We start from the raw sequence: 20,242 nt of genomic DNA, 5'->3' as shown, positions 1-20,242 counted from the left end.
GCCCGTCGTCCGGCGGGGCGGCTCGGGCCGGGCGGCGCGGACCGCGTCGCGGTGCGCCCGCAGCGACTCGCCCATCTCCGCCAGGAACCGGTGCACCACCTCCAGCTCGTCCTCGCCGAAGCGGTCCATCACCGTGTCGGTGCGGGCGCCCAGCGGCCGGAAGAACTCCATGGCCAGCGCGGCGCCCTGGTCGGCGTAGTGCAGCAGCACCTTGCGTCGGTCGACGGTGTCCCGGTCCCGGCGGATGTGCCCGGCCCGCTCCAGCCGGTCGATCAGGGCGGTGACCGACCCGGACGACAGGTTGAGCTGCTCGCCGAGGCGGCCGGGGGTGATCGGGTCACCGAACAGCTCGGCGTCCATGACCGCGATCAGCGCGTTCAGGTCGGTCGGGTTGAGGCCGTGCAGGTTGGCGAAGGCGTGGCCGACCTGCTGGGCGTCCACCGCGTACCGCCGGAGGTTGTTGGTGATCTCCGCGACCAGCTGATCGCGGCGCGTGTCGCGCCGCCGGTACATGCCGTGAGTCGCCACCTCGCGCCGCTTCTCCCCGTCGTCGGTCCCCGGGTTGCAGCATAGAACAGCCGCCGATAATCTCGTTTATCAAGATACTCGACTCTCGAAAGATCTAGGGGTCACCGATGTCTGTCTTCACCACTGTCGCGCGGGGCCGGCTGGCCGCCTGGCTCACCGTGGCCGCCGCGCTCGTCGTGGGCGCGGCCGTCTTCGGGATACCCCGACCGGACAACCCGGCGCCGGTCTCCGCCACCGGCCTGTCCGTGCAGTGGGAGTCGACCCAGGTGCAGCGCCTCCAGGACCAGCTGCCGTCCAGCGACGTCCAGCCGGCCATCGTGGTCGTCAGTCGGGGCGACGGTGCGGCGTTGAACGAGGCCGACCGGGCCGCCCTCGCCGCCCGCTCCGGCGACCTGGGTCGCTTCGCGGTGGGTGGTCGGGTCAGCCCTGCGCAGGTCTCCCCGGACGGCACCGTCGCGCTCGTCGCCGTGCCGCTGGACACCGCCGGCGGCCAGGAGGCGGTCACCGAGACCGTCACCCAGCTGCGCGACACGCTCGCGGACCTGCCCGACGGGCTGGCCGCCGAGGTCACCGGCGCCCCCGCCTTCACCGCGGATCTGTCGTCCGTCTTCGACGGCGCCGACGTCACCCTGCTCGCGGTGACCGCCGCCGTGGTCGCGTTGCTGCTGCTGATCACGTACCGCAGCCCGTTCCTGTGGATCGTTCCGCTGCTCGTGGTCGCGGCGACCGAGCAGCTCACCCTGCGCGCGGTGGACACGATCGTGCCGGCCGTCGGCATCAACCTCCAAGAGGGCCAGGTCACCGGCATCGCCAGCGTGCTGGTCTTCGGCGCCGCCACCGACTACGCCCTGCTGCTCATCGCCCGCTACCGGGAGGAGCTGCGGCGCGAGGAGAACCGCTTCGCGGCGATGCGCGCCGCCCTGCGGCGTACCGCGGAGCCCATCCTAGCCAGCGGCGGAACCGTGGTGCTCGGTGTGCTCACCCTGCTGCTCAGCGAGCAGGAGACGAACCGGGCACTGGCCGTGGCCTGCGCCACCGGTGTGGTCTTCGCCATGCTCTCGGCGCTGTTCGTGCTCCCCGCCGTGCTGGTGCTCTTCGGTCGCGGGCTGTTCTGGCCCTTCGTACCCCGCGTCGGCGGCCCGGTGCGCGAGGGCCGGCTCTGGGGCCGGCTCGGCAGTGCCGTGCAACGCCGTCCGGTGGTCGTCGCGGTGCTGGCCACCCTGCTGCTCGGCGGCCTGGCGCTCGGTGGGCTCGGGATCCGCACCGGCCTGTCCGAGACCGAGCAGTTCCGGGCCCAGCCCGAGGCGGTGACCGGCGCGCAGACCCTGGCCCGGGCGTTCCCCGCCGGCAGCACCCAACCGGTGGCCGTGCTCACCACCCCGGCGGCGGTGCGGGCGGTCACCGACGTCGCCGCCGCCGTTCCCGGCGTCGCCTCCGCGCGACCCGGCGACGCCGGCGAGGCCGTCGCCCAGGTCGACGTGGTGCTGGACGCCGAACCCGGCACGACCGCCTCGGACCGCACGATCGAGGCGCTGCGCGACGCGGTCGCCGCCGTTCCCGGCTCCGCTCCCCCGGCCGTCGCCGGCGCCGACGCGCCCGCCGGGGCGATCGTCGGTGGTTCGGTGGCCGCCACGTACGACTCCGAACAGGCCAACGACCGCGACCTGCGGTTGATCCTGCCGATCATCCTGCTGCTCGTCGGCGCGGTGCTCGTGCTGCTGCTGCGGGGTCTGCTGGCGCCGGTGCTGCTGGTGCTCACCGTGATCGCGTCGTTCTTCGCCAGCCTCGGTGCCGCGTGGCTGCTCTTCGACCACGTGCTCGATTTCCCGGCGCTCGACAGCGGCGTGCTGCTGCTGGCCTTCGTGTTCCTGGTCGCCCTCGGCGTGGACTACAACATCTTCCTGGTCACCCGTGCTCGGGAGGACGCCCGCAGCACGGGCACCCGCGCCGGGATGTTGTCCGCGTTGCGGGTCACCGGAGGTGTGATCACCAGCGCCGGAGTGCTGCTCGCCGCGGTGTTCGCCGTGCTCGGTGTGCTGCCGCTGATCACGCTCACGCAGATCGGCATCATCGTCTGCATCGGCGTCCTGCTGGACACGCTGCTGGTCCGCACGGTCCTGGTGCCGGCGCTGGCGTTCCTGCTCGGGGACCGTTTCTGGTGGCCAGGCCGCGTCGACGCCCACCCGGGCGTCGACGTCCCGACGACGCGTGAGCCGGTGGCCGCGCGGGACTGACCGCCCACGCGACGGGGGCGGGGCCGGGAACCACCCGACCCCGCCCCCGTCGACGTGTTCAGTACCCCAGGCAGACGCATTCGGTCATCAACGCCCGCACGTTGCGCACGTACGACGGATTGGGGATGGCGAGGGGCTCGCCCTCCTGCGCCACCGCCCCGTGCCCGTAGTTGTACGCGGAGATGACGGCGTTGAGCAGGCAGGAGTCGAGTTCGGCGGTGCACAGGTCCGCGTCGAGTCGGAAGTCGGACTCGAAGTACATGTCGCCGATGTACTTGGTCAGCCAGGCCAGGTAGTTGGCACCCAGGTACGCGTTGTCCCGGTAGTCGGCGATGTCGTAGCTCTGCTCGAACCGCTGGTTCATCCAGGTGGCGGTGCCCGGCATCACCTGCATCAGCCCGACGCCACCGTCGCAGGCGTAGATGTTGGACTGCCAGCCGCTCTCCTGCCAGGCGGTCGCCTTGACCAGGTTGAGCGGGATCTTGAGCTCCGGTGCGGAGCCGGGCCAGTACGTGCGGCTGGCGGCATCGGTCAGCGCCGCCTTCACGTCGGCGCGGCTCGCCTGGGTGCCCTTGTAGCTGGGCTTGCAGGACGAGGGGGCGGGCTTCGGCGGCGCCGGCGGGACCTGCGTCTCGGTGGGCGGCTTGGCGACCGCGCGCGGCTTCGGGGCCGCCGTCGTACGGGTCGGCTTCTTCGAGAGCGTCGGGGAGGCCGAGGCGCTGCGGCTCGGGGCGGCACCCATCGCCGCCACCGCGCTCGGCGAGGGGCTCGGCTCGCCAGCGGCCTCGTCGATCGGGGTCTCCTCCGTCGGCGCTTCGGTAACCGAGACGGGGGCGGCCTGGTCCTGCGGGCGTTCCCCCTTACCGGCGCAGCCGACCGCCCCGCCGGCGAGCAGGAGCCCGGCGAGCACGAGTGCGCCCACCCGACCGGTCCGTTCACGCATGGTGGTCCTCCCCCGTCTGACAGTCGCCGCAGATTAGCAAGGTTCGACCGGACGACGGGGCCCCTGCGGCGGCCGGGCCGGGTCGGCCGGCTGCGCCCGGTCGCCCACCGCCCGGTCCCTGGTGGCCCAGGCGACCATGAACACCACAGTCCACAGCACCCCGAGCAGCACCGCCGCGGCAGTCCCGCTCGCCGTGTCCAGGCCGAGGTAGAGCCGTGCGGCGCCGACCCCGAGCACGCCCGCGGCGGCGGCCGTCCACGCGGCCACTGCCACCGGCCAGTGGGCGCTGCGCGACACCAGCCACGCCAGGGTGCACAGGCTCGCCGCGACCACGGCGTTCTGGGTCGAGAAAGGGACGGCCTCGTGCCCACCCGGACCGCCACCGGGCGTCGGCGTCAACTCGGCCACCACGGCCAGCACCACAAGCGGCACGAACGCGCCCACGGTGCCGACCACACTGAGCAGATCCGCGCGCCAGGGGCGATTCCGCCACGCCAGCACCGCCGCCACCAGAGCCACCAACACGATCAGCACCCACCCGCGTACCAGCGACACCACGACCAGCGTGGCGTCGGCGGCGTCCGGGGTCCGGCGGGCGGTGAACCAGGCACCGATCGCCCCGTCCAGCGCCGCCAGCCCGCTGTTGCGCACCACGACGGCGAGCAGGCCGGCGATGGCCAGCCCGGCGGCGAAGAGCAGCAGCAGCCCGGCGGCCAGGTTGAGCAGCAGCGTCCAGGCCGGCCCGATCCGCATGGCCACCAGGAAGAACAGCACCCCGTAGCGGGCGCTGAGCCAGCGCACCGGCGGCAGCGCGGCGGCCCGGGACAGCAGCGCGCGTACCGGGTCGGGGTTGCGGCCGAGCCACCGCCCGGAGAGCACCACCCCCAGCAGCCCCGCCAGCAACGCCAGTGCGGCGCCGGTGGCCCGGCCGAGCAGCCGGGAGACCGTGTCGTACGACTCACCGGCGAGGTGGCCGAGCAGCACCGAGCAGCCGACCCAGGTGACGATGCCGGCCACGTTCCACGGCGCGAACCGCCGGTACGACATGCCGGCGGACCCGGCCAGCCGGGGCACCAGGGTGCGGGCGAAGGCCACCCAGCGCGCCGCGAACACGCCCCGGCCGCCCAGCCGGGCGAGCATCGCGTCGGCCCGGCGCCACCGCTCGGGCCCGACCCGGTGGCCCAGCCCGGCACGCAGCTTCGGGCCGAAGCGCCGCCCGGCGCGGAAGGCCAGCGCATCGCCCACGAACGCCGAGACGATCATCGCGAGCAACGCCGGTCCGAGCCGCAAGGTACCGTTGTAGGTGAGGAAGCCGACGAGCAGCAGGGTAGCCTCACCCGGCACCAGCAGGCCGAAGATCACCGCGGTCTCGCCCGCCACGATCAGCGCGGCGACCAGGTAGATCCACAGGGTGGGCAGACCTTGCACCCAGGTCAGCAGGTCGTGCACTCAGGCCCCCGGGACACGGGAGCCAGCATGCCAGCCGGTGCAACGACCGGGACAGCAGTTTCACCATAGATCAGGGGCACCTGGGGGTGACCCCGACGCAGCCTGCGCGCGCGCAGGCGGAAGGATAGAGGGTATGCAGCTTCGCACCGACCTCCGCAACGTCGCCATCATCGCTCACGTCGACCACGGCAAGACCACCCTGGTCGACGCCATGTTGCGGCAGGCCGGGGCGTACGGCGCCCGGGGCGAGAACACCGAGCGGGTGATGGACTCGGGTGACCTGGAGCGGGAAAAGGGCATCACGATCCTGGCCAAGAACACCGGTGTGCGCTACCTGCCGGCGGACGGCTCCGACCCGGTCACCATCAACATCATCGACACCCCCGGCCACGCCGACTTCGGTGGCGAGGTCGAGCGCGGCCTCACCATGGTCGACGGCGTGGTGCTGCTGGTGGACGCCAGCGAGGGCCCGCTGCCGCAGACCCGCTTCGTGCTGCGTAAGGCGCTGCAGGCCCGGATGCCGATCATCCTGGTGATCAACAAGGTCGACCGCCCCGACGCCCGGATCAAGGAGGTCGTGGACGACACCTACGAGCTCTTCCTCGACCTGGACGCCGACGAGGAGCAGATCGACTTCCCGATCGTCTACGCGTGCGCCCGCGACGGCGTCGCCTCGCTGACCCAGCCCGCCGACGGTTCGGTGCCCGACGACAGCACCTCCCTGGAGCCGCTGTTCCGCACCCTGCTGGACACCATCCCGGCCCCCGCGTACGAGGATGGCGCTCCGCTGCAGGCGCACGTCACCAACCTCGACGCCTCGCCGTTCCTCGGCCGGCTGGCGCTGTGCCGGGTCCGCCAGGGCACGATCAGCAAGGGCCAGACGGTGGCCTGGTGCCGCACCGACGGCAGCACCCAGCGGGTCCGCATCTCCGAGATGCTGATGACCGAGGGCCTGGAGCGCAAGCCGGCCGAGACGGCCGGTCCGGGCGACATCATCGCGGTCGCCGGCATCTCCGACATCATGATCGGCGAGACCCTCGCCGACGCGGAGAACCCGGTCGCGCTGCCGCTGATCACCGTCGACGAGCCGGCCATCTCGATGACGATCGGCACCAACACGTCACCGCTGGTGGGCCGGGTCAAGGGCTCCAAGGTCACCGCGCGGATGGTCAAGGACCGGCTCGACAAGGAGCTGGTCGGCAACGTGTCGCTGCGGGTGCTGCCCACCGAGCGACCGGACGCCTGGGAGGTGCAGGGCCGTGGTGAGCTGGCGCTGGCCATCCTGGTCGAGCAGATGCGCCGGGAGAGCTACGAGCTGACCGTCGGCAAGCCGCAGGTCGTCACCAAGGAGATCGACGGCAGGACCTGCGAGCCGGTCGAGCGGTTGACCATCGACGCGCCCGAGGAGTACCTGGGCGCGATCACCCAGCTCCTCGCGACCCGTAAGGGCCGGATGGAGCAGCTGGTCAACCACGGCACCGGCTGGATCCGGATGGAGTGGCTGGTCCCGGCGCGCGGCCTGATCGGCTTCCGCACCGAGTTCCTCACCGACACCCGGGGCACCGGCATCCTGCACCACGTCTTCGAGTCGTACGAGCCGTGGTTCGGCGAGCTGCGCACCCGCAACAACGGTTCGCTGGTCGCCGACCGGGCCGGCGCGGTCACCGCCTTCGCGATGATCAACCTGCAGGAGCGCGGCCAGCTCTTCGTCGACCCGACCACCGAGGTGTACGAGGGCATGATCGTCGGGGAGAACTCGCGCTCCGACGACATGGACGTCAACATCACCAAGGAGAAGAAGCTCACCAACATGCGGGCCTCGACCTCCGACGAGACCGAGAAGCTGATCCCGCCGCGCAAGCTCTCGCTGGAGCAGGCGCTGGAGTTCTGCCGCGAGGACGAGTGCGTCGAGGTCACCCCGACCGCGGTGCGCATCCGCAAGGTGGTGCTCGACCAGCAGCAGCGCGGTCGGGCCGCCGCCCGCCGCAAGCACGCCGGCTGAGGACACCAGCACCCGGCACCGGGCGCGTCGGCCGCTTGCGGCCGGCGCGCCCGTCCGTTTTCCGGCGGGGGTACGCGGGCCCGCCCGCCCCGTGATCAGCTACGGTCACCGGCATGACCTGGGATGATCTCGACGCCCATCTGGAAAGGGTGCCGGGCACCGTCTCGGCGTACGTGGGTCGACTCGACGCGCCCCCGACCTGGACCCGCCACGCCGACGCCGGCCACTACGCCGCCAGCACCATGAAGGTGGGGGTGCTGACCGCGCTGCACCGCGCCGCCGAGGCGGGCACGCTGGAGCTGGACGCCGACGTCCCGGTGGTCAACGAGTTCGACTCGGCTCAACCCGGCGCGCCCCGCTTCTCCTGCGCCCAGCACTACGACAACGACGACGCCGTGTGGGACCGGCTCGGCGGCACCGCGCCCCTGCGCTGGCTCGCCGAGCGGATGATCGTGCGGTCCAGCAACCTGGCCACCAACCTGGTCATCGGGCACGTCGGGTTGCCCGCGGTGGCCGAGGTGTGGAGGCTCGCCGGCGCCCGCAACAGCGTCACCGGCCGGGGCATCGAGGACTTCGCCGCCCGCGAGGCCGGCATCACCAACACCGTCACCGCCGCCGACCTGGCCGCCCTGCTGGGCGCGCTGACCAGCGGCGCCACGACTCCCGGCCGCCTCGCCTCGCCGGCCGGCTGCGCCGCCATGCTGGACGTGCTGCTCGCCCAGGAGCACCGCGAGGACCTGGCCGCCGGCCTGCCCGAGGGCACCCGCGTCGCGCTCAAGAACGGCTGGGTGCGCGGCGTGCGCCACAGCGTCGGCGTGGTGCTGCCCGACGACGCCCCGCCGTACGTCATCGCCGTGTGCACCACCACCGACCTGGCCGACAGCGACGAGGGAGTCGTCGACGACGCCTGCCGCCTGATCGCGCACGTCTCGGCGCAGGTCTGGGCCGCCCGCCACCGGCTCTGAGGCCGGCGCCCGCCGATCCGGCTAGGCTGCTGCCACCCCCACCTCGGAGCCGCTGATGCCTCGCAGCCGTACCCTGCTCGTCGTCTTCCTGGTCGTGACGGCGGCGAACCTGGTGGCCAACGCCGTCGACAGTGGAGTGGCCGAGCTGCTCACCAAGCCGCTGCTGATGCCGCTGCTGGCCGCGTACCTCTGGCGGGCGGCCACCGAACGCGGCGCCCGGCCGGACCGGCTGGTGCTCGCCGCGTTGGCCTGCTCCACGGCCGGCGACGTGGCGCTGCTGGCCTCCGGCACCGGCTGGTTCATGGCCGGCATGGTCTGCTTCCTCGCCGCCCACGTCTGCTACCTCGTGGCCTTCACCCGGCACGGCGCCGCGACGCGGCTGCGTCGTCCGCCGCTGGTCGCAATGCCGCTGGTGTACGCGGTGCTGACCGTCGCCGCGCTGGCCTGGATGTGGGCGGGGCTGACCGAGGCCGGGCTGGCCGTGCCGGTGGCCGGCTACGCCGTCGCGCTCGCGGCGATGGCCACCACCGCCGTGACCCAGGGCTGGCGGGTCGGTGTGGGCGCCGCGCTGTTCCTCGGCTCCGATCTGCTGATCGCCGCCGGGGTGGCCGACGTGGCCCAGCCGCCCGGCGCGCCGGTGCTCGTGATGGCGACGTACGCGGCCGGCCAGGCGTTGATCGTCATCGGGCGGGTCGCCCGCGCCGACGTGCCGCCCGGCGTGGCGGTCACTCCAGCAGTTGCGCCTGCAGCGCCGTGAGGACCTCGTCGGTCAGCCCCAACCCGTCGCGCAGGTAGCCGTCGAACGAGCCGTGCACCCGGCGCACCTCCTGGTAGGCGGCGTCGAGGTACTCGGCGCGAACCTCCAGCACCGGCAGCACCGCGTCGACGTCCAGGCCGGGCTGCCGGCGTCGCATCGCCTCGATGATCACCGCGCGGAGGCTGTCGGTCAGCGCGTTGTTGCGCAGGTACTCGGCGCGGATCGCGGCCTCGTCCACACCGAGCGCGGTGAGCAGGATGACGGTGAGCCAGCCGGTGCGGTCCTTGCCGGCGGAGCAGTGGTAGAGCAGCGGCAGGTTCTCCGACCGGGCGGCCAGCCGCACCGCAGCGCCGAAGTTGACCCGGGCCGACTCGCCGGTGACGAACCATCGGTAGATCTCGGCCGTCGCTCCCGCCGTGCCCTGCCGGGCCAGCTCCGCGTACGCGTCGAGGTCGTGGCCGAGCAGCACCGCCGAGACGTACGTGAAGACCGGGTGCTCCGGGTCGTGCACCGGCAGGTGCACGACCCGCGGCTCGCCGGCCAGCCGATCGGTCGGGGCGAGTGCGATCTCCGCGGCGGCGCGCAGGTCGAGCACGCAGGCCGGCCCCAGCTTCGCGAGCACCGGCAGATCCTCGTCGGTGAGCCGACCCAGCGCCGGAGTGCGGATCAGCCGTCCGGCGCGCACCTTCCGGCCGTCGACGCCGCGCAGCCCGCCCAGGTCACGGGCGTTCGGCGCGCCCACCAGCTCCCAGTCCCGCACGACCATCCGGTGTCCCCTCTCGCCGCGTGCCTGCGTATAGGGTGCCCCACATGACGATCTCGGCGGTACGCACCCACCGGGTTTCTGCCCCCTTACACACCCCGTTCGTCACCGCGCTGCGAAGTACCACCACCGTGGACACCCTGATCGTCGAACTGGTCGATGCCGACGGTCGGTCAGGCTTCGGCGAGGCGCCGCAGGTGTGGCAGGTCACCGGAGCGTCGGTCGCCGGCGCGCAGGCGTGCGTACGCGAACTGCTCGGCCCGCTGCTCACCGGACGTGACCCGGACGACCTGGTGGCCCGCTGCGCCGAGGTGCAGCGCGCGGTGGTCGGCAACGAGGCGGCGAAGGCGGCCATGGACGTGGCCCTGCACGACCTGGCCGCGCAGCGGCTGGGCGTACCCCTGGTGCGGTTGCTCGGCGGCACCACCCTGCGGGTTCCGACGGACGTCACCCTCGCCGCGGGCGACGCGGTGGACCTGGCGGCGGCCGCGCGCCAGCGGCAGGCCGACGGCTTCGGCGTGCTGAAGCTCAAGGTCGGCACGGACGCGGCCGGCGACCTGGACCGGGTACGGGCGGTCCGCGCGGCGGTCGGCGCCGGGGTCCGGATCCGACTCGACGCCAACCAGGGCTGGACGCCACGCGAGGCGGTCCGGGTGATCCGTGGCATCGAGGACGCCGGGCTGGACGTGGAGCTCGTCGAGCAGCCGGTGGCCCGCTGGGACCTGGACGGGCTGGCGTGGGTCAGCGACCGGGTGTCCGTGCCGATCCTGGCCGACGAGGCGGTCTTCGGGGTCCGCGACCTGGTCGAGGTGATCCGTCGCCGGGCCGCCGACCTGGTCAACGTCAAGCTGGCCAAGTGCGGCGGCCTGCAACCGGCGCGCACCCTGCTCGAGCTGGCCACCGCGCACGGGCTCGGCACGGTGGTCGGGTCGATGATGGAGAGTCAGGTCGGCATCGGCGCGGCGGCGAGCCTGGTCGCCGCGTACGGCACCACGGCGGTCGCCGACCTGGACGCCGCCTGGTGGCTGGCCTGGTCGCCGGTCCAGGGGGGAATCCGCTACGAGGGGCCGACCGTGGTGCTGCCGGATGCGCCTGGCCTGGGCATCTCCGGCCTGGCTGAAGTAAAGATGCAGGCCCGCGGTTGATGACCGTTGGTTTCTTTCATAGGGTTCCCCTGAACAGCCGACACGAGCTGGGGGTTGACGTGGAGCTGCAACCGGGCCGCGAGGCCATCGTCCGGGTCGCCGTCGCGACGCTGTGGTCCTCCCCCGAGGCGGTCCGGCCGGTCGACGGTCCCGCGCTCACCGCCGGCGCCGACATCCCGACCTGGGTTCGCGGCATGGACACCGACCAGCAGGTCGGCGACTGCGTGCTGAGCCAGCTCCTGCTCGGCGAACGGGTGCTGATCGACGAGCTGCGCCCGGACGGCTGGGCACGGGTCGTCGCCGTCGAGCAGCCGGCCGCCAAGCTCGATCCCCGCGGCTACCCGGGCTGGCTCCCCGCCGATCAGCTGACCACCGTGGATCTCACCGTCAGCGGCGACCCGCTGGTCGTGGACGCCACAGTCACCGGGCTGCACGCCGCCCCGGGCGGGCCGGTGGCGCTGGCGGGCGTCGTCGTCGGCACGCGCCTCGTCCCGGCCGGCCCGGCCCGCGACGGCTGGCGAGAAGTCCACGTCCCCGGCCAGGCCACGCCGCTCTGGCTGCCCGACGGGCAGCTCGTCCCGGTGCCGACTGAGCCGCCCACCGCCGCCGACGCGCTCGCGGTGGCCCAGCGGCTGTTGGACGTCGCCTACATCTGGGGCGGGCTCTCCGCGTACGGCATCGACTGCTCGGGCCTCGTCCACCTGGCCTGGCGCCGGTTCGGCGTGCTGCTGCCCCGCGACGCCGACGACCAGGCCGTCGCCACGACCCCGCTGCCCCTCGGCGCGGAACGCCCCGGCGACCTCTATTTCTTCGCCCGCCCCGGCCGCAAGATCCACCACATCGGCATCGTCACCGCCGTCGCCGACGACCCGACGGACCGGCGGATGCTGCACGCCTGCTACCGGCGGCGACGGGTGCTGGAGGAACAGCTGCCGGCCGACCGGGCCGCCACCCTCGTCGGCGTCCACCGGGTCTGACCGGTCGGGCCCCTCTTCGGGCCCGACCGGCGGTGATTCAGCGCCGGACCCCGGCCAGCTCGCGGCGCCGGTCCCGGGCGGACTTGACCAGGCTGGCGATGGTGGCGATGCCCAGCGTGCCGAGGATGACCAGCAGGGACAGCCAGATCGGGATGTGCGGCGCCCACCCGACGTGCTCCCCGCCGTTGATGAACGGCAGGTTGTTGTCGGCCAGCGCCTCCAGCACGAGCTTGACGCCGATGAAGCCCAGCACGACGGCCAGCCCGTAGCTCAGGTAGATCAGCCGGTCGAGCAGGCCGCCGAGCAGGAAGTAGAGCTGCCGCAGGCCCATCAGCGCGAAGACGTTCGCGGTGAAGACCAGGTACGGCTCCTGCGTGATGCCGAAGATCGCCGGGATCGAGTCCAGCGCGAAGATCAGGTCGGTGGTGCCGATCGCGATCATCACGATGAGCATCGGCGTGAACAGCCGACGCCCGTTCTCGTGGGTCATCAGCTTCGCGTCGTCGTAGCCCTTGGAGATCGGCAGCGCCCGGCGGCTCCACCGGATCAGCAGGTTCTCCGAGAACTCGTCCTCGTCCGGCTCACCCTGGCGGGCCAGGTTGATCGCCGTGTAGATCAGGAACGCGCCGAAGATGTAGAAGACCCAGGAGAACTGCGAAATCAACGCCGCGCCGGCGGCGATGAAGCCACCGCGCATCACCAGCGCCAGCACGATGCCGATGAGCAGCACCTTCTGCTGGTACTGCCGGGGCACCCCGAAGCGGGCCATGATGATCACGAAGACGAAGAGGTTGTCCACCGAGAGGCTGTACTCGGTGAGCCAGCCGGTGTAGAACTGCCCCGCCGAACTGGCCCCGGCGGTCAGCCAGACGCCGACGCCGAAGAGCAGAGCGAGGCCCACGTAGAAGGCGACCCAGAGACTCGACTCGCGCACGCTCGGCTCGTGCGGGCGCCGACCAATGATCAACAGGTCGACGAGCAGCACCGCAGTCAGTGCGACGAGGGTCCCCGCCCACACCAATCCGGACACGTCCAACGTTCATTCCTCCGGCAGACACGCGGCGTCGGGCACACCGTACGCCCCCATGAGGGCTGGCGTGCCGCTGTCGCTCACTCTGGTGACTGTCGGAGGTCTCTTCCGCCCCCGACCCGCGAACGGGACGGCGACCGACGAAGCCGGGTCGAACGCCGAGGTGCCGGCGATCGTCCGTGCTGACGACTTCGTCGCGGGGGAATACTCCCCTCCTCGATGACCATTGTTGCCCACCACTCGCCGTGATCACACCCCGGGCACCGGGTGTGAGCGCGCACCCGGGTCGCCGGGAATACCGGCACACCCCCTCCGGCGTCCTAGGAGGCTAGTGTGTGGACGCCGCTACACCCGCACGCCCCTGCGCTCCTGGCCCGTGGGAGGCTGTGCGGCATGGTGCTTGAAGTCGCGCTGATCGACGTACTGCCCGGACACGAGGACGCCTTCGTCGCCGCGTACGCCCAGGGTCACCCGGTGCTCGCCGGGACGCCCGGTTGTCGGTCGGTGCGGATGACCCGGGGCATCGAGTCCCCGACCCGGTTCGTGCTGCTGGTCGAGTGGGACTCGGTCGAGGCGCACGAGAAGAACTTCCGGGACACCGAACGGTTCGCCCAGTGGCGGGCGCTGATCGGCCCGCACTTCGCCGGGCCACCGTTGGTCGAGCACTTCCACGACGTACCGGCCTGACGGAAACTGTCGTACCCCGCGGTTATCGTGCCTTGCGCACGCGCCGGTCGCCGGCCCCGACGGGCTCGGGGGCGCCGGGTCCGGGGGCCGCGCGGGCGGCACCGCATCGGCCCTCACTCGCCGACGCGGCGGGCCAGCGCGGTGACCGTCTCCTCCGGTGACAGGGCGGCCGCCAGCAGCGCCTCCGTCATCCGCTCGTACCGGTCGACGTCGAGCACGGTCGCCAGCCGGACGTCGGTGGTCAACGCCTCCAGCATCACCGTCCGCGGATCCGCCGGGTCGGGGAAGGCATACCAGGAGTACGGGGTGAGCGGGTGCAGGCCGCTGCCGGCCGCCCCGCGGGGCAGGAGTCGCACCGTCACGTGGGCCAACCCGGTCACCGCCACCAGGTGCCGCAACTGCTCACGCCAGACCTCGACCGGCAGGTCAGCCGGGTCGCACACCGTCTCGGCGAGCACCGCCGTGTAGCGCGGCGGCTCGGCCCGGCGCAGCACCTCCTGCCGCAGCGCCCGGGCGCGCACCTCCGCCTCCACGTCGACCTCCGGCGCGAGCAGAACGCCGGCGGCGACCCGCGAGCGGGCGTACGCCGGCGTCTGCAGCAGCCCCGGCACGACCGCCGGCTGGTACTCGACGATGTCGGCCGCGCCCGCCTCCAACTCGGCGTAGATGCGCTGCCGCTCGCTCATCTCGCCGAGCGTCTTCCACCAGCCGCGGCTGGTGGCCGCATCCCGCGCGATCACGATCAGGGCGTCGCGGGCCGACGCCGGCACCTGGTAGACGTCGAGCAGGTCCAGCACGTCGGCGAGATCCGGACGGCTCTGCCCCAGCTCGATGCGGGACAGCTTCGACGTCGACGCCCAGCCCAGCCGGTCGCAGACCTGCTCCAGGGTCAGCGCCTCGCGCCGACGCAACTGGCGCAGCTCGGCGCCGAGCCGCGCGCGTCGAATGACAGGACTTGTTGGCAACGGCATCCCGGCCTCCCCATCGAGGGAGCGTACGCAGGACGATCACCCAGTGCAATACTTCGCTTGCGCACCGCAATCGAACGGTCGGCCGGCGGGCCGCGCGAGGACGCCCCACATCTGCCGTTCGGGCAGCCCGGCCCGCGCCGGCCGGGCCGCCCTCACTTCACGCCTGCGGCGTCCATGCCGCGTAGCTCCTTCTTCAGGTCGGCGACCTCGTCGCGGATCCGCGCCGCCAGCTCGAACTGCAGCTCGCGGGCGGCGGCCAGCATCTGGTCGTTGAGCTCCTGAATGAGCTGGGCGAGGTCGGCGCGGGCCATCCCCTCCCGGGACGGGGTGGTGGCGGTGGACCGACTGCGGCTGCGGGTCTCCTTGACCGGCGCCTTGCCCCGGGACAGCTGACGCGCCGCGCCGCCGACCCGGGAGTTTTCGGTGTCCTCCGCCTCGCGGTAGATGTCGTCCAGAATGTCGTGGATCTTTTTGCGCAGCGGCTCCGGACTGATCCCGTGTGCCTCGTTGTGCGCGATCTGCTTGGCGCGACGTCTGTCGGTCTCGTCGATCGCCGCCGCCATCGACGGGGTGATCTTGTCGGCGTACATGTGCACCTGGCCCGAGACGTTCCGGGCCGCCCGCCCGATGGTCTGGATCAGCGACCGGCCGCTGCGCAGGAAGCCCTCCTTGTCGGCGTCGAGGATCGCGACGAGCGACACCTCGGGCAGGTCCAGACCCTCGCGGAGCAGGTTGATGCCGACCAACACGTCGTACTCGCCCTTACGCAGCTCGCGCAACAGCTCCACCCGGCGCAGGGTGTCGACCTCCGAGTGCAGGTAGCGCACCCGGACGCCGTTTTCCAGGAGGTAGTCCGACAGGTCCTCGGCCATCTTCTTGGTCAGCGTGGTGACCAGCACCCGCTCGTCGCGGTCGGTCCGCAGCTTGATCTCGTGCATCAGGTCGTCGATCTGCCCCTTGGTCGGCTTGATCACGACCTGCGGGTCGACCAGCCCGGTGGGGCGGATGACCTGCTCGACGAACTCACCCTGGGCCTGTTCCAGCTCCCATGTGCCCGGGGTCGCCGACAGATAGACCATCTGGCCGACCCGTTCCAGGAACTCGTCGAAACGCAGCGGCCGGTTGTCGGCGGCGCTGGGCAGCCGGAACCCGTGGTCGATGAGCATCCGCTTGCGAGAGGCGTCACCCTCGTACATGCCGCCGATCTGCGGGATCGTCACGTGCGACTCGTCGACCACGGTGAGGAAGTCGTCCGGGAAGTAGTCGAGCAGGGCGTGCGGCGGGCTGCCGGGCAGCCGCCCGTCCATGTGCATCGAGTAGTTCTCGATGCCGGAGCAGAAGCCCACCTGCCGCATCATCTCGATGTCGTACGTGGTGCGCATCCGCAGCCGCTGCGCCTCCAGCAGCTTGCCCTGGCGCTCCAGCTCGGCCAGCCGCTCGGCCAGCTCCGCCTCGATGTCGCGGATCGCCCGCTCCATCCGCTCCGGGCCGGCCGCGTAGTGCGTCGCCGGGAAGATCACCAGCTGGTCGACCTCACGGACCACGTCACCGGTCAACGGGTTGAGGTAGTAGAGCTTCTCCACCTCGTCGCCGAACAGCTCGATGCGGACCGCCAGCTCCTCGTACGCCGGGATGATCTCCAGCGTGTCGCCGCGGACCCGGAAGGTGCCCCGCTGGAAGGCCATGTCGTTGCGGGTGTACTGGATGTCGACCAGTCGGCGCAGCAGCTGGTCGCGGTCGAGATCCTGCCCGACCTCGACCCGGACCGCCCGGTTGAGATATTCCTCCGGGGTGCCCAGACCGTAGATCGCCGAGACGGTCGCCACCACGATCACGTCGCGGCGGGTGAGCAGCGACATCGTCGCCGAGTGCCGCAGCCGCTCGACCTCCTCGTTGATCGAGGAGTCCTTCTCGATGTAGGTGTCGGTCTGCGGAATGTACGCCTCGGGCTGGTAGTAGTCGTAGTACGAGACGAAGTATTCGACCGCGTTGTGCGGCAGCAGCTCGCTGAACTCCTTGGCCAGCTGCGCGCAGAGCGTCTTGTTCGGGGCGAGCACCAGGGTGGGGCGCTGCAGCCGCTCGATCAGCCACGCGGTGGTGGCGCTCTTGCCGGTGCCGGTCGCGCCGAGCAGCACCGTGTTGCGGTCGCCGCGCCGCACCCGGCGCTCAAGGTCGTCGATGGCGGCCGGCTGGTCGCCGGCCGGCTGGAATTCACTGACGACCTGGAAGCGGCCGTCGAGCCGGGGAATGTCGAGCGCCATGACCTCAACGGTACGCCGCAGGTCCGACAGGTTCGGCCGTCGCGCATGGTGCGTGATCGGCTTCGATATTCCCATTGTGTGGCCCATGTCACCGGGGCTACCCTCTTCATGTAGGCCGCTCGCGGCGGCCGACCGGGCCGGAGGCCAGGCCGTCATCACGGCCGGCCGCCCCCGGCACAGCGGTCGCAGCACCCGGCTCGTCCGGCGTGCGCACCCGTGTGGTCGCGCTCGAGGCGCAGACCGGCCGCCGCGAGCGCCCCTGCCGCATCACCCCCTGCCGCGTCACCTCAGCTCGTCACCCCCAGCTCGTCACCCCCAGCTCGTCACCCCCAGCTCGTCACCCCCAGCTCGTCACCCCCAGCTCGTCACCCCCAGCTCGTCACCCCGTGCCGTCCCGCCCGTTTCACATCCGTGGACACCTCTCCGGCCCCGGCGCGCGGCCCCTCCCCCAGCACCACCCGCGCTGGCAACGCAGTCCGCGCCGGCGGGCCGTCCTCCGACCCCGACGGGCACCCGCGCGAGACGGCCGCCCCCGACACCGGCAGCGCCCGACCCTCCCGAGCTGGCCGTCGTCGGCGTACGGTGCTGCTGCTGCTCGCCCTGACCGCTGTGACGTCCGCGACGGCGCTGGTGGCCGGGCTGCTGAGCTGGACTCCCGACCCACCCGCTCCGGCCCGACCGCTGACCCTCTCCGAGGCCGAGCGGCTGGCCGCCATGCGGGTCACCAACCTTCGGGACCTGCGCGCCGGCGTCCAGGTCACGGTCGGCGCCGGCGCCACCCGTACCGAACTGGTGGGGTGGGTGGACTGGTCGCGGCCCCTGCTCTACCTGGATGTGGGCGGGCCTGGGGCGGGGGCCGAGCGTGGCCTGCTGCAGAGCGCCGGGTCGGTGCTGGTCACCCGACCGGACCCGGCGGCCGTGCCCACCCCGGCCGCGCCGCCTCTGGTGCCACCGGCGGACCGCTGGCGCCTGCACCACCTGACGCCCGGCGCGGGCCTGGCACCGGTCCTCGACCTGCTCCTCGGCCTCGCCGCCGACCGGCCGGACCCGTCCCCGGCGATGGACGGCGGCGACGCCCGCTGGGTCGCCCGGGACGTGGTCGCGGCCGGGCCGGTCGACGTCCTGCAGGCGCCGCTGCCCACCGCGACCCCACCCAGCCCCGGCAGCGCCGCGACGGGCGGCACGGCGGCGACCGGTTCGGACGGGTCGACCCGCTACTGGCTCGACCGGGACGGCCGACTGCACAAACTGGTGACCCGGTTGCCCGGCGTCGGGCCGGTCACGGTCCTCCTCAACCGGATCGACCGTCCCACGCTGCGCCCGGTCGACGCGCTCGGCGGCCGACCCGGGCTGCCCCGCGCGCTCACGGACGCGGAGCAGCGCCGGCTGGACCGGCTGGCCGCCCGGCTGCGCGGCCAGGGCGGTGCCACGCTGACGCTGACCGCGCCGGTGGGCACGGACACCAACCTGCGGGGTGCCGGCTGGTTGAGCTGGGCCGCCCGCACCGCGTACGTGGCGGTCGCCGACCTGGGCGTACCGGGCCGCCGGACCCTGCTGCACCGCGACGCCGCCGGCCTGTCCCGGACGGACGTGCCGGCCGAGACCGGTGGCGGTGGCACCGCCGAGGCCCCGGGCCGGCCGCCGTTTCCGGTCCCGGCCGGGTCGTGGCGGCCCACCCGGTCCCCCCGCGACGACCTCGATCTGCTGGTCGACGCCGCAGTGGCCGCCGCCGGACCGGTGACGCGGCGCGGCGCGGCCGTGCGGGTACGCGAGGACCTCGCCGCCGGACGGACCGTGGACGTCGTGGAACTTCGCACGGCCGACGCGCGCCTGCGCTACTGGATCGACCGCGACGGGTCGCTGCGCCGGGTGGAACTGCACACCGGCCCCGGCGCGTGGGCGCAGGTGGACCTCAGCCCCGCCGTGGTGCCCCGCCTCAGCCCGCCGCCGCGCGCCACAGCACCGAGCCGACCGCCCCGACCCGGAGCACGCTGACCACACGCACTCGGGTGTGGTGGCACGGCTCTCAGGGTCGCCAGCCGGTCCGCGCGGCCCACTGCTCGGCCCGCAGGTACTCCTCGTCGAACCAGGGATCGCGGGCCGTGCCGGAGCCACCGACGTGCGGCGCCGCGTCGACCAGATCCCGCTTGAACAGCAGGTACCTGCCCCGCTGATCCGGATCGGCGCGGAGGTGGTCACGCATGAGCAGCGCATACCGCCAGCCGGGCGACTCGGCCTCCCGCACGTGCAGGCGCACCGGGCGATCCGGGTCGGCGCTGCCGTGCAGCCGCTTCTCCCACCGACCTCGGCCGGCCGGGCGCGGATCGTCCCACCAGTGCCCCGGCACGCGGGGAAACCCCGCGTTCGCCAGCCGGTCGGCCAGCGGCCCGTCGGCGTCGGCGATGCTGGGCACGGCCACCTGCACGTCGATGACGTCGTCGGCGGCGAGCCCGGGTACCGCGGTCGCACCGATGTGGTCGATCCGCAGATCCGCCGGGGCCAGCGCGTGACGGATCCGGGCGGCCAGCCGCGCGTACTGCTCGGGCCAGCTCGGATCCGCATCCACCCCGTCGCCGCGGCTCGGCAGCGGCACGACCCGCCGCTGCCGCAGGTTGTGCTCGTAGGGTCGCAGCCGCTGCCGCCACAGCGAATCCACCGCGGCGTGCAGCGCCACCAGACTGCCGTCATTGGTCAACACCACGTCCGCCGCGGCACGCCGACGGGCGTCGTCGGCCTGCGCGGCAATCCGCCGCTCGGCCTCCGCGCGGTCCATCCCCCGGTCGCGCATCAGCCGCTCCAGCCGGGTCGGCACGGCCGTCTGCACCACGACCACCAGGTGGTACGTCGGCGCGAGCCCCACCTCCACCAGCAGCGGTACGTCGTTGACCACGATCGCGTCCGGTGCCGCCGCGGCGACCAGCTCGGCCGTACGCGCCCGCACCCGGGGATGGGTGATCGCCTCCAACCGGCGGCGGGCGGCCTCGTCGGAGAACACCACGGCGCCCAACGCGGCGCGATCCAGCGCGCCGTCGGCGCCCAGCACCTTCTCCGAGAAGGTGGCGACGATCTCCGCGAGGCCCTCCGTGCCCGGCGCGACGACCTCCCGGGCAATCTGGTCCGCGTCGACGAGCACCGCGCCCAACTCCACCAGCCGCGCGGCCACCGCGCTCTTGCCCGACCCGATTCCGCCGGTCAAACCCACCCTCAGCACCCGACCAGTCAACCGGATCACGAGCCTCCCCGCCAAGCCCACCCGCACCCGTCCCCAGCCCACGGCCCCCGTAGGCCGGTTTGGCCCGCAGGGCCCGCGCCAACGCCGCCCGCGCGCACCGTGTCATCGACGCGCGGCCCACGCGCCCCCGTGCTTCCCACACGGCCGTCCCGGCCGTGTGCCCGCCGCCCGCCGCCCGCAAGATCGCGCTCGATCCAGGAAGTCAACGCTGTTGCGTTTGGCGATCGGGACTTGAGTCAAGGGCTTTGGAGACGCGAACGGGACTTCTGATAGATCAGCTTGTGTCGAGCAAGGTGAT

Annotated in this window: 16 protein-coding genes; 8 read left to right on the top strand and 8 right to left on the bottom strand. The window is 72.8% G+C overall.

Going from position 1 to position 20,242, the window contains the following annotated elements; translation table 11 throughout:
* Nucleotides 1-513 (bottom strand): MarR family transcriptional regulator (locus ABZU46_RS24595; RefSeq protein WP_354861427.1); only part of this gene is annotated, 513 nt, incomplete at its 3' end.
* Between the two features lie 122 nt (nucleotides 514-635).
* On the opposite strand from ABZU46_RS24595, the gene ABZU46_RS24590 reads away from it, so the two are divergent.
* Nucleotides 636-2,762 carry an efflux RND transporter permease subunit gene (locus ABZU46_RS24590; protein ID WP_354861425.1) on the top strand — a complete coding sequence of 709 codons (2,127 nt, stop codon included), beginning with the start codon at nucleotides 636-638 and terminating at the stop codon, nucleotides 2,760-2,762.
* A gap of 58 nt (nucleotides 2,763-2,820) precedes the next feature.
* Here ABZU46_RS24590 and ABZU46_RS24585 read toward each other — a convergent pair whose 3' ends face one another.
* Nucleotides 2,821-3,705 (bottom strand): lytic transglycosylase domain-containing protein, encoded by an 885-nt coding sequence (locus tag ABZU46_RS24585; RefSeq protein WP_354861424.1) that lies wholly within the window; start codon nucleotides 3,703-3,705, stop codon nucleotides 2,821-2,823.
* A 33-nt stretch (nucleotides 3,706-3,738) separates the two neighbouring features.
* Entirely contained in the window at nucleotides 3,739-5,154 is a 1,416-nt protein-coding gene (locus ABZU46_RS24580; RefSeq protein ID WP_354861422.1) for a DedA family protein, read from the bottom strand.
* A gap of 133 nt (nucleotides 5,155-5,287) precedes the next feature.
* Here ABZU46_RS24580 and typA point away from each other — a divergent pair, with 133 nt between their 5' ends.
* The 3 genes from typA to ABZU46_RS24565 all read left to right on the top strand — a co-directional run bounded on the left by typA (nucleotide 5,288) and on the right by ABZU46_RS24565 (nucleotide 8,878).
* Nucleotides 5,288-7,156, top strand: coding sequence for a translational GTPase TypA (typA, locus tag ABZU46_RS24575; protein ID WP_354861421.1), 1,869 nt, complete (start codon nucleotides 5,288-5,290; stop codon nucleotides 7,154-7,156).
* A gap of 113 nt (nucleotides 7,157-7,269) precedes the next feature.
* A complete protein-coding gene (locus ABZU46_RS24570) occupies nucleotides 7,270-8,121 on the top strand; it encodes a serine hydrolase (RefSeq protein ID WP_354861419.1) in 852 nt (283 codons plus the stop codon).
* A gap of 55 nt (nucleotides 8,122-8,176) precedes the next feature.
* Nucleotides 8,177-8,878: a lysoplasmalogenase gene (locus ABZU46_RS24565; RefSeq protein WP_354861417.1), complete on the top strand. Its 702-nt coding sequence runs from the start codon at nucleotides 8,177-8,179 to the stop codon at nucleotides 8,876-8,878.
* Here the strand turns inward: ABZU46_RS24565 and ABZU46_RS24560 are convergent.
* The gene (locus ABZU46_RS24560) at nucleotides 8,847-9,644 is read right to left on the bottom strand and encodes a tyrosine-protein phosphatase (RefSeq protein ID WP_354861416.1); all 798 of its coding nucleotides are present in this window, start codon (nucleotides 9,642-9,644) and stop codon (nucleotides 8,847-8,849) included. The genes ABZU46_RS24565 and ABZU46_RS24560 overlap by 32 nt on opposite strands.
* A 44-nt stretch (nucleotides 9,645-9,688) precedes the next feature.
* On the opposite strand from ABZU46_RS24560, the gene ABZU46_RS24555 reads away from it, so the two are divergent.
* Together ABZU46_RS24555 and ABZU46_RS24550 are read left to right on the top strand one after the other, a co-directional pair.
* Nucleotides 9,689-10,786 carry a dipeptide epimerase gene (locus ABZU46_RS24555; protein WP_354861414.1) on the top strand — a complete coding sequence of 366 codons (1,098 nt, stop codon included), beginning with the start codon at nucleotides 9,689-9,691 and terminating at the stop codon, nucleotides 10,784-10,786.
* A gap of 59 nt (nucleotides 10,787-10,845) precedes the next feature.
* Nucleotides 10,846-11,763: an NlpC/P60 family protein gene (locus ABZU46_RS24550; protein WP_354861412.1), complete on the top strand. Its 918-nt coding sequence runs from the start codon at nucleotides 10,846-10,848 to the stop codon at nucleotides 11,761-11,763.
* A gap of 37 nt (nucleotides 11,764-11,800) precedes the next feature.
* Here the strand turns inward: ABZU46_RS24550 and ABZU46_RS24545 are convergent, their stop codons facing one another.
* On the bottom strand, nucleotides 11,801-12,799 hold the full coding sequence (locus tag ABZU46_RS24545; protein WP_354861411.1) for a TerC family protein: 999 nt from the start codon (nucleotides 12,797-12,799) through the stop codon (nucleotides 11,801-11,803).
* 387 nt (nucleotides 12,800-13,186) lie between these two features.
* On the opposite strand from ABZU46_RS24545, the gene ABZU46_RS24540 reads away from it, so the two are divergent.
* Nucleotides 13,187-13,480: an antibiotic biosynthesis monooxygenase family protein gene (locus ABZU46_RS24540; protein WP_354861409.1), complete on the top strand. Its 294-nt coding sequence runs from the start codon at nucleotides 13,187-13,189 to the stop codon at nucleotides 13,478-13,480.
* A 113-nt stretch (nucleotides 13,481-13,593) separates the two neighbouring features.
* Here the strand turns inward: ABZU46_RS24540 and ABZU46_RS24535 are convergent, their stop codons facing one another.
* Both ABZU46_RS24535 and uvrB read right to left on the bottom strand, forming a co-directional pair.
* A complete protein-coding gene (locus ABZU46_RS24535) occupies nucleotides 13,594-14,451 on the bottom strand; it encodes a helix-turn-helix transcriptional regulator (RefSeq protein ID WP_354861408.1) in 858 nt (285 codons plus the stop codon).
* Between the two features lie 152 nt (nucleotides 14,452-14,603).
* Nucleotides 14,604-16,712: an excinuclease ABC subunit UvrB gene (gene uvrB / locus ABZU46_RS24530; RefSeq protein WP_354861406.1), complete on the bottom strand. Its 2,109-nt coding sequence runs from the start codon at nucleotides 16,710-16,712 to the stop codon at nucleotides 14,604-14,606.
* Between the two features lie 411 nt (nucleotides 16,713-17,123).
* Here uvrB and ABZU46_RS24525 point away from each other — a divergent pair, with 411 nt between their 5' ends.
* Complete coding sequence (locus ABZU46_RS24525) at nucleotides 17,124-18,707, top strand: hypothetical protein (RefSeq protein ID WP_354861405.1); 1,584 nt, start codon at nucleotides 17,124-17,126, stop codon at nucleotides 18,705-18,707.
* Nucleotides 18,708-18,738: 31 nt separating this feature from the next.
* On the opposite strand, the gene coaE is transcribed toward ABZU46_RS24525, so the two are convergent.
* The gene (gene coaE, locus ABZU46_RS24520) at nucleotides 18,739-19,923 is read right to left on the bottom strand and encodes a dephospho-CoA kinase (RefSeq protein WP_354861403.1); all 1,185 of its coding nucleotides are present in this window, start codon (nucleotides 19,921-19,923) and stop codon (nucleotides 18,739-18,741) included.
* Between the last annotated feature and the right edge of the window lie 319 nt (nucleotides 19,924-20,242).

The organism is Micromonospora sp. NPDC005197 (assembly GCF_040608295.1).
Lineage (GTDB): Bacteria > Actinomycetota > Actinomycetes > Mycobacteriales > Micromonosporaceae > Micromonospora.
Note: the sequence above shows the minus strand (reverse complement) of the source record. Positions and strands in the feature narration are given on the sequence as shown.

What these genes read in the sequence shown, in the direction of transcription:
- ABZU46_RS24590 (WP_354861425.1), top strand. Translation starts at nt 636, where the DNA reads ATGTCTGTCTTCACCACTGTCGCGCGGGGCCGGCTGGCCGCCTGGCTC.
- ABZU46_RS24585 (WP_354861424.1), bottom strand. Translation starts at nt 3,705, where the DNA reads ATGCGTGAACGGACCGGTCGGGTGGGCGCACTCGTGCTCGCCGGGCTC.
- typA (WP_354861421.1), top strand. Translation starts at nt 5,288, where the DNA reads ATGCAGCTTCGCACCGACCTCCGCAACGTCGCCATCATCGCTCACGTC.
- ABZU46_RS24570 (WP_354861419.1), top strand. Translation starts at nt 7,270, where the DNA reads ATGACCTGGGATGATCTCGACGCCCATCTGGAAAGGGTGCCGGGCACC.
- ABZU46_RS24565 (WP_354861417.1), top strand. Translation starts at nt 8,177, where the DNA reads ATGCCTCGCAGCCGTACCCTGCTCGTCGTCTTCCTGGTCGTGACGGCG.
- ABZU46_RS24560 (WP_354861416.1), bottom strand. Translation starts at nt 9,644, where the DNA reads ATGGTCGTGCGGGACTGGGAGCTGGTGGGCGCGCCGAACGCCCGTGAC.
- ABZU46_RS24555 (WP_354861414.1), top strand. Translation starts at nt 9,689, where the DNA reads ATGACGATCTCGGCGGTACGCACCCACCGGGTTTCTGCCCCCTTACAC.
- ABZU46_RS24540 (WP_354861409.1), top strand. Translation starts at nt 13,187, where the DNA reads ATGGTGCTTGAAGTCGCGCTGATCGACGTACTGCCCGGACACGAGGAC.
- ABZU46_RS24535 (WP_354861408.1), bottom strand. Translation starts at nt 14,451, where the DNA reads ATGCCGTTGCCAACAAGTCCTGTCATTCGACGCGCGCGGCTCGGCGCC.
- uvrB (WP_354861406.1), bottom strand. Translation starts at nt 16,712, where the DNA reads ATGGCGCTCGACATTCCCCGGCTCGACGGCCGCTTCCAGGTCGTCAGT.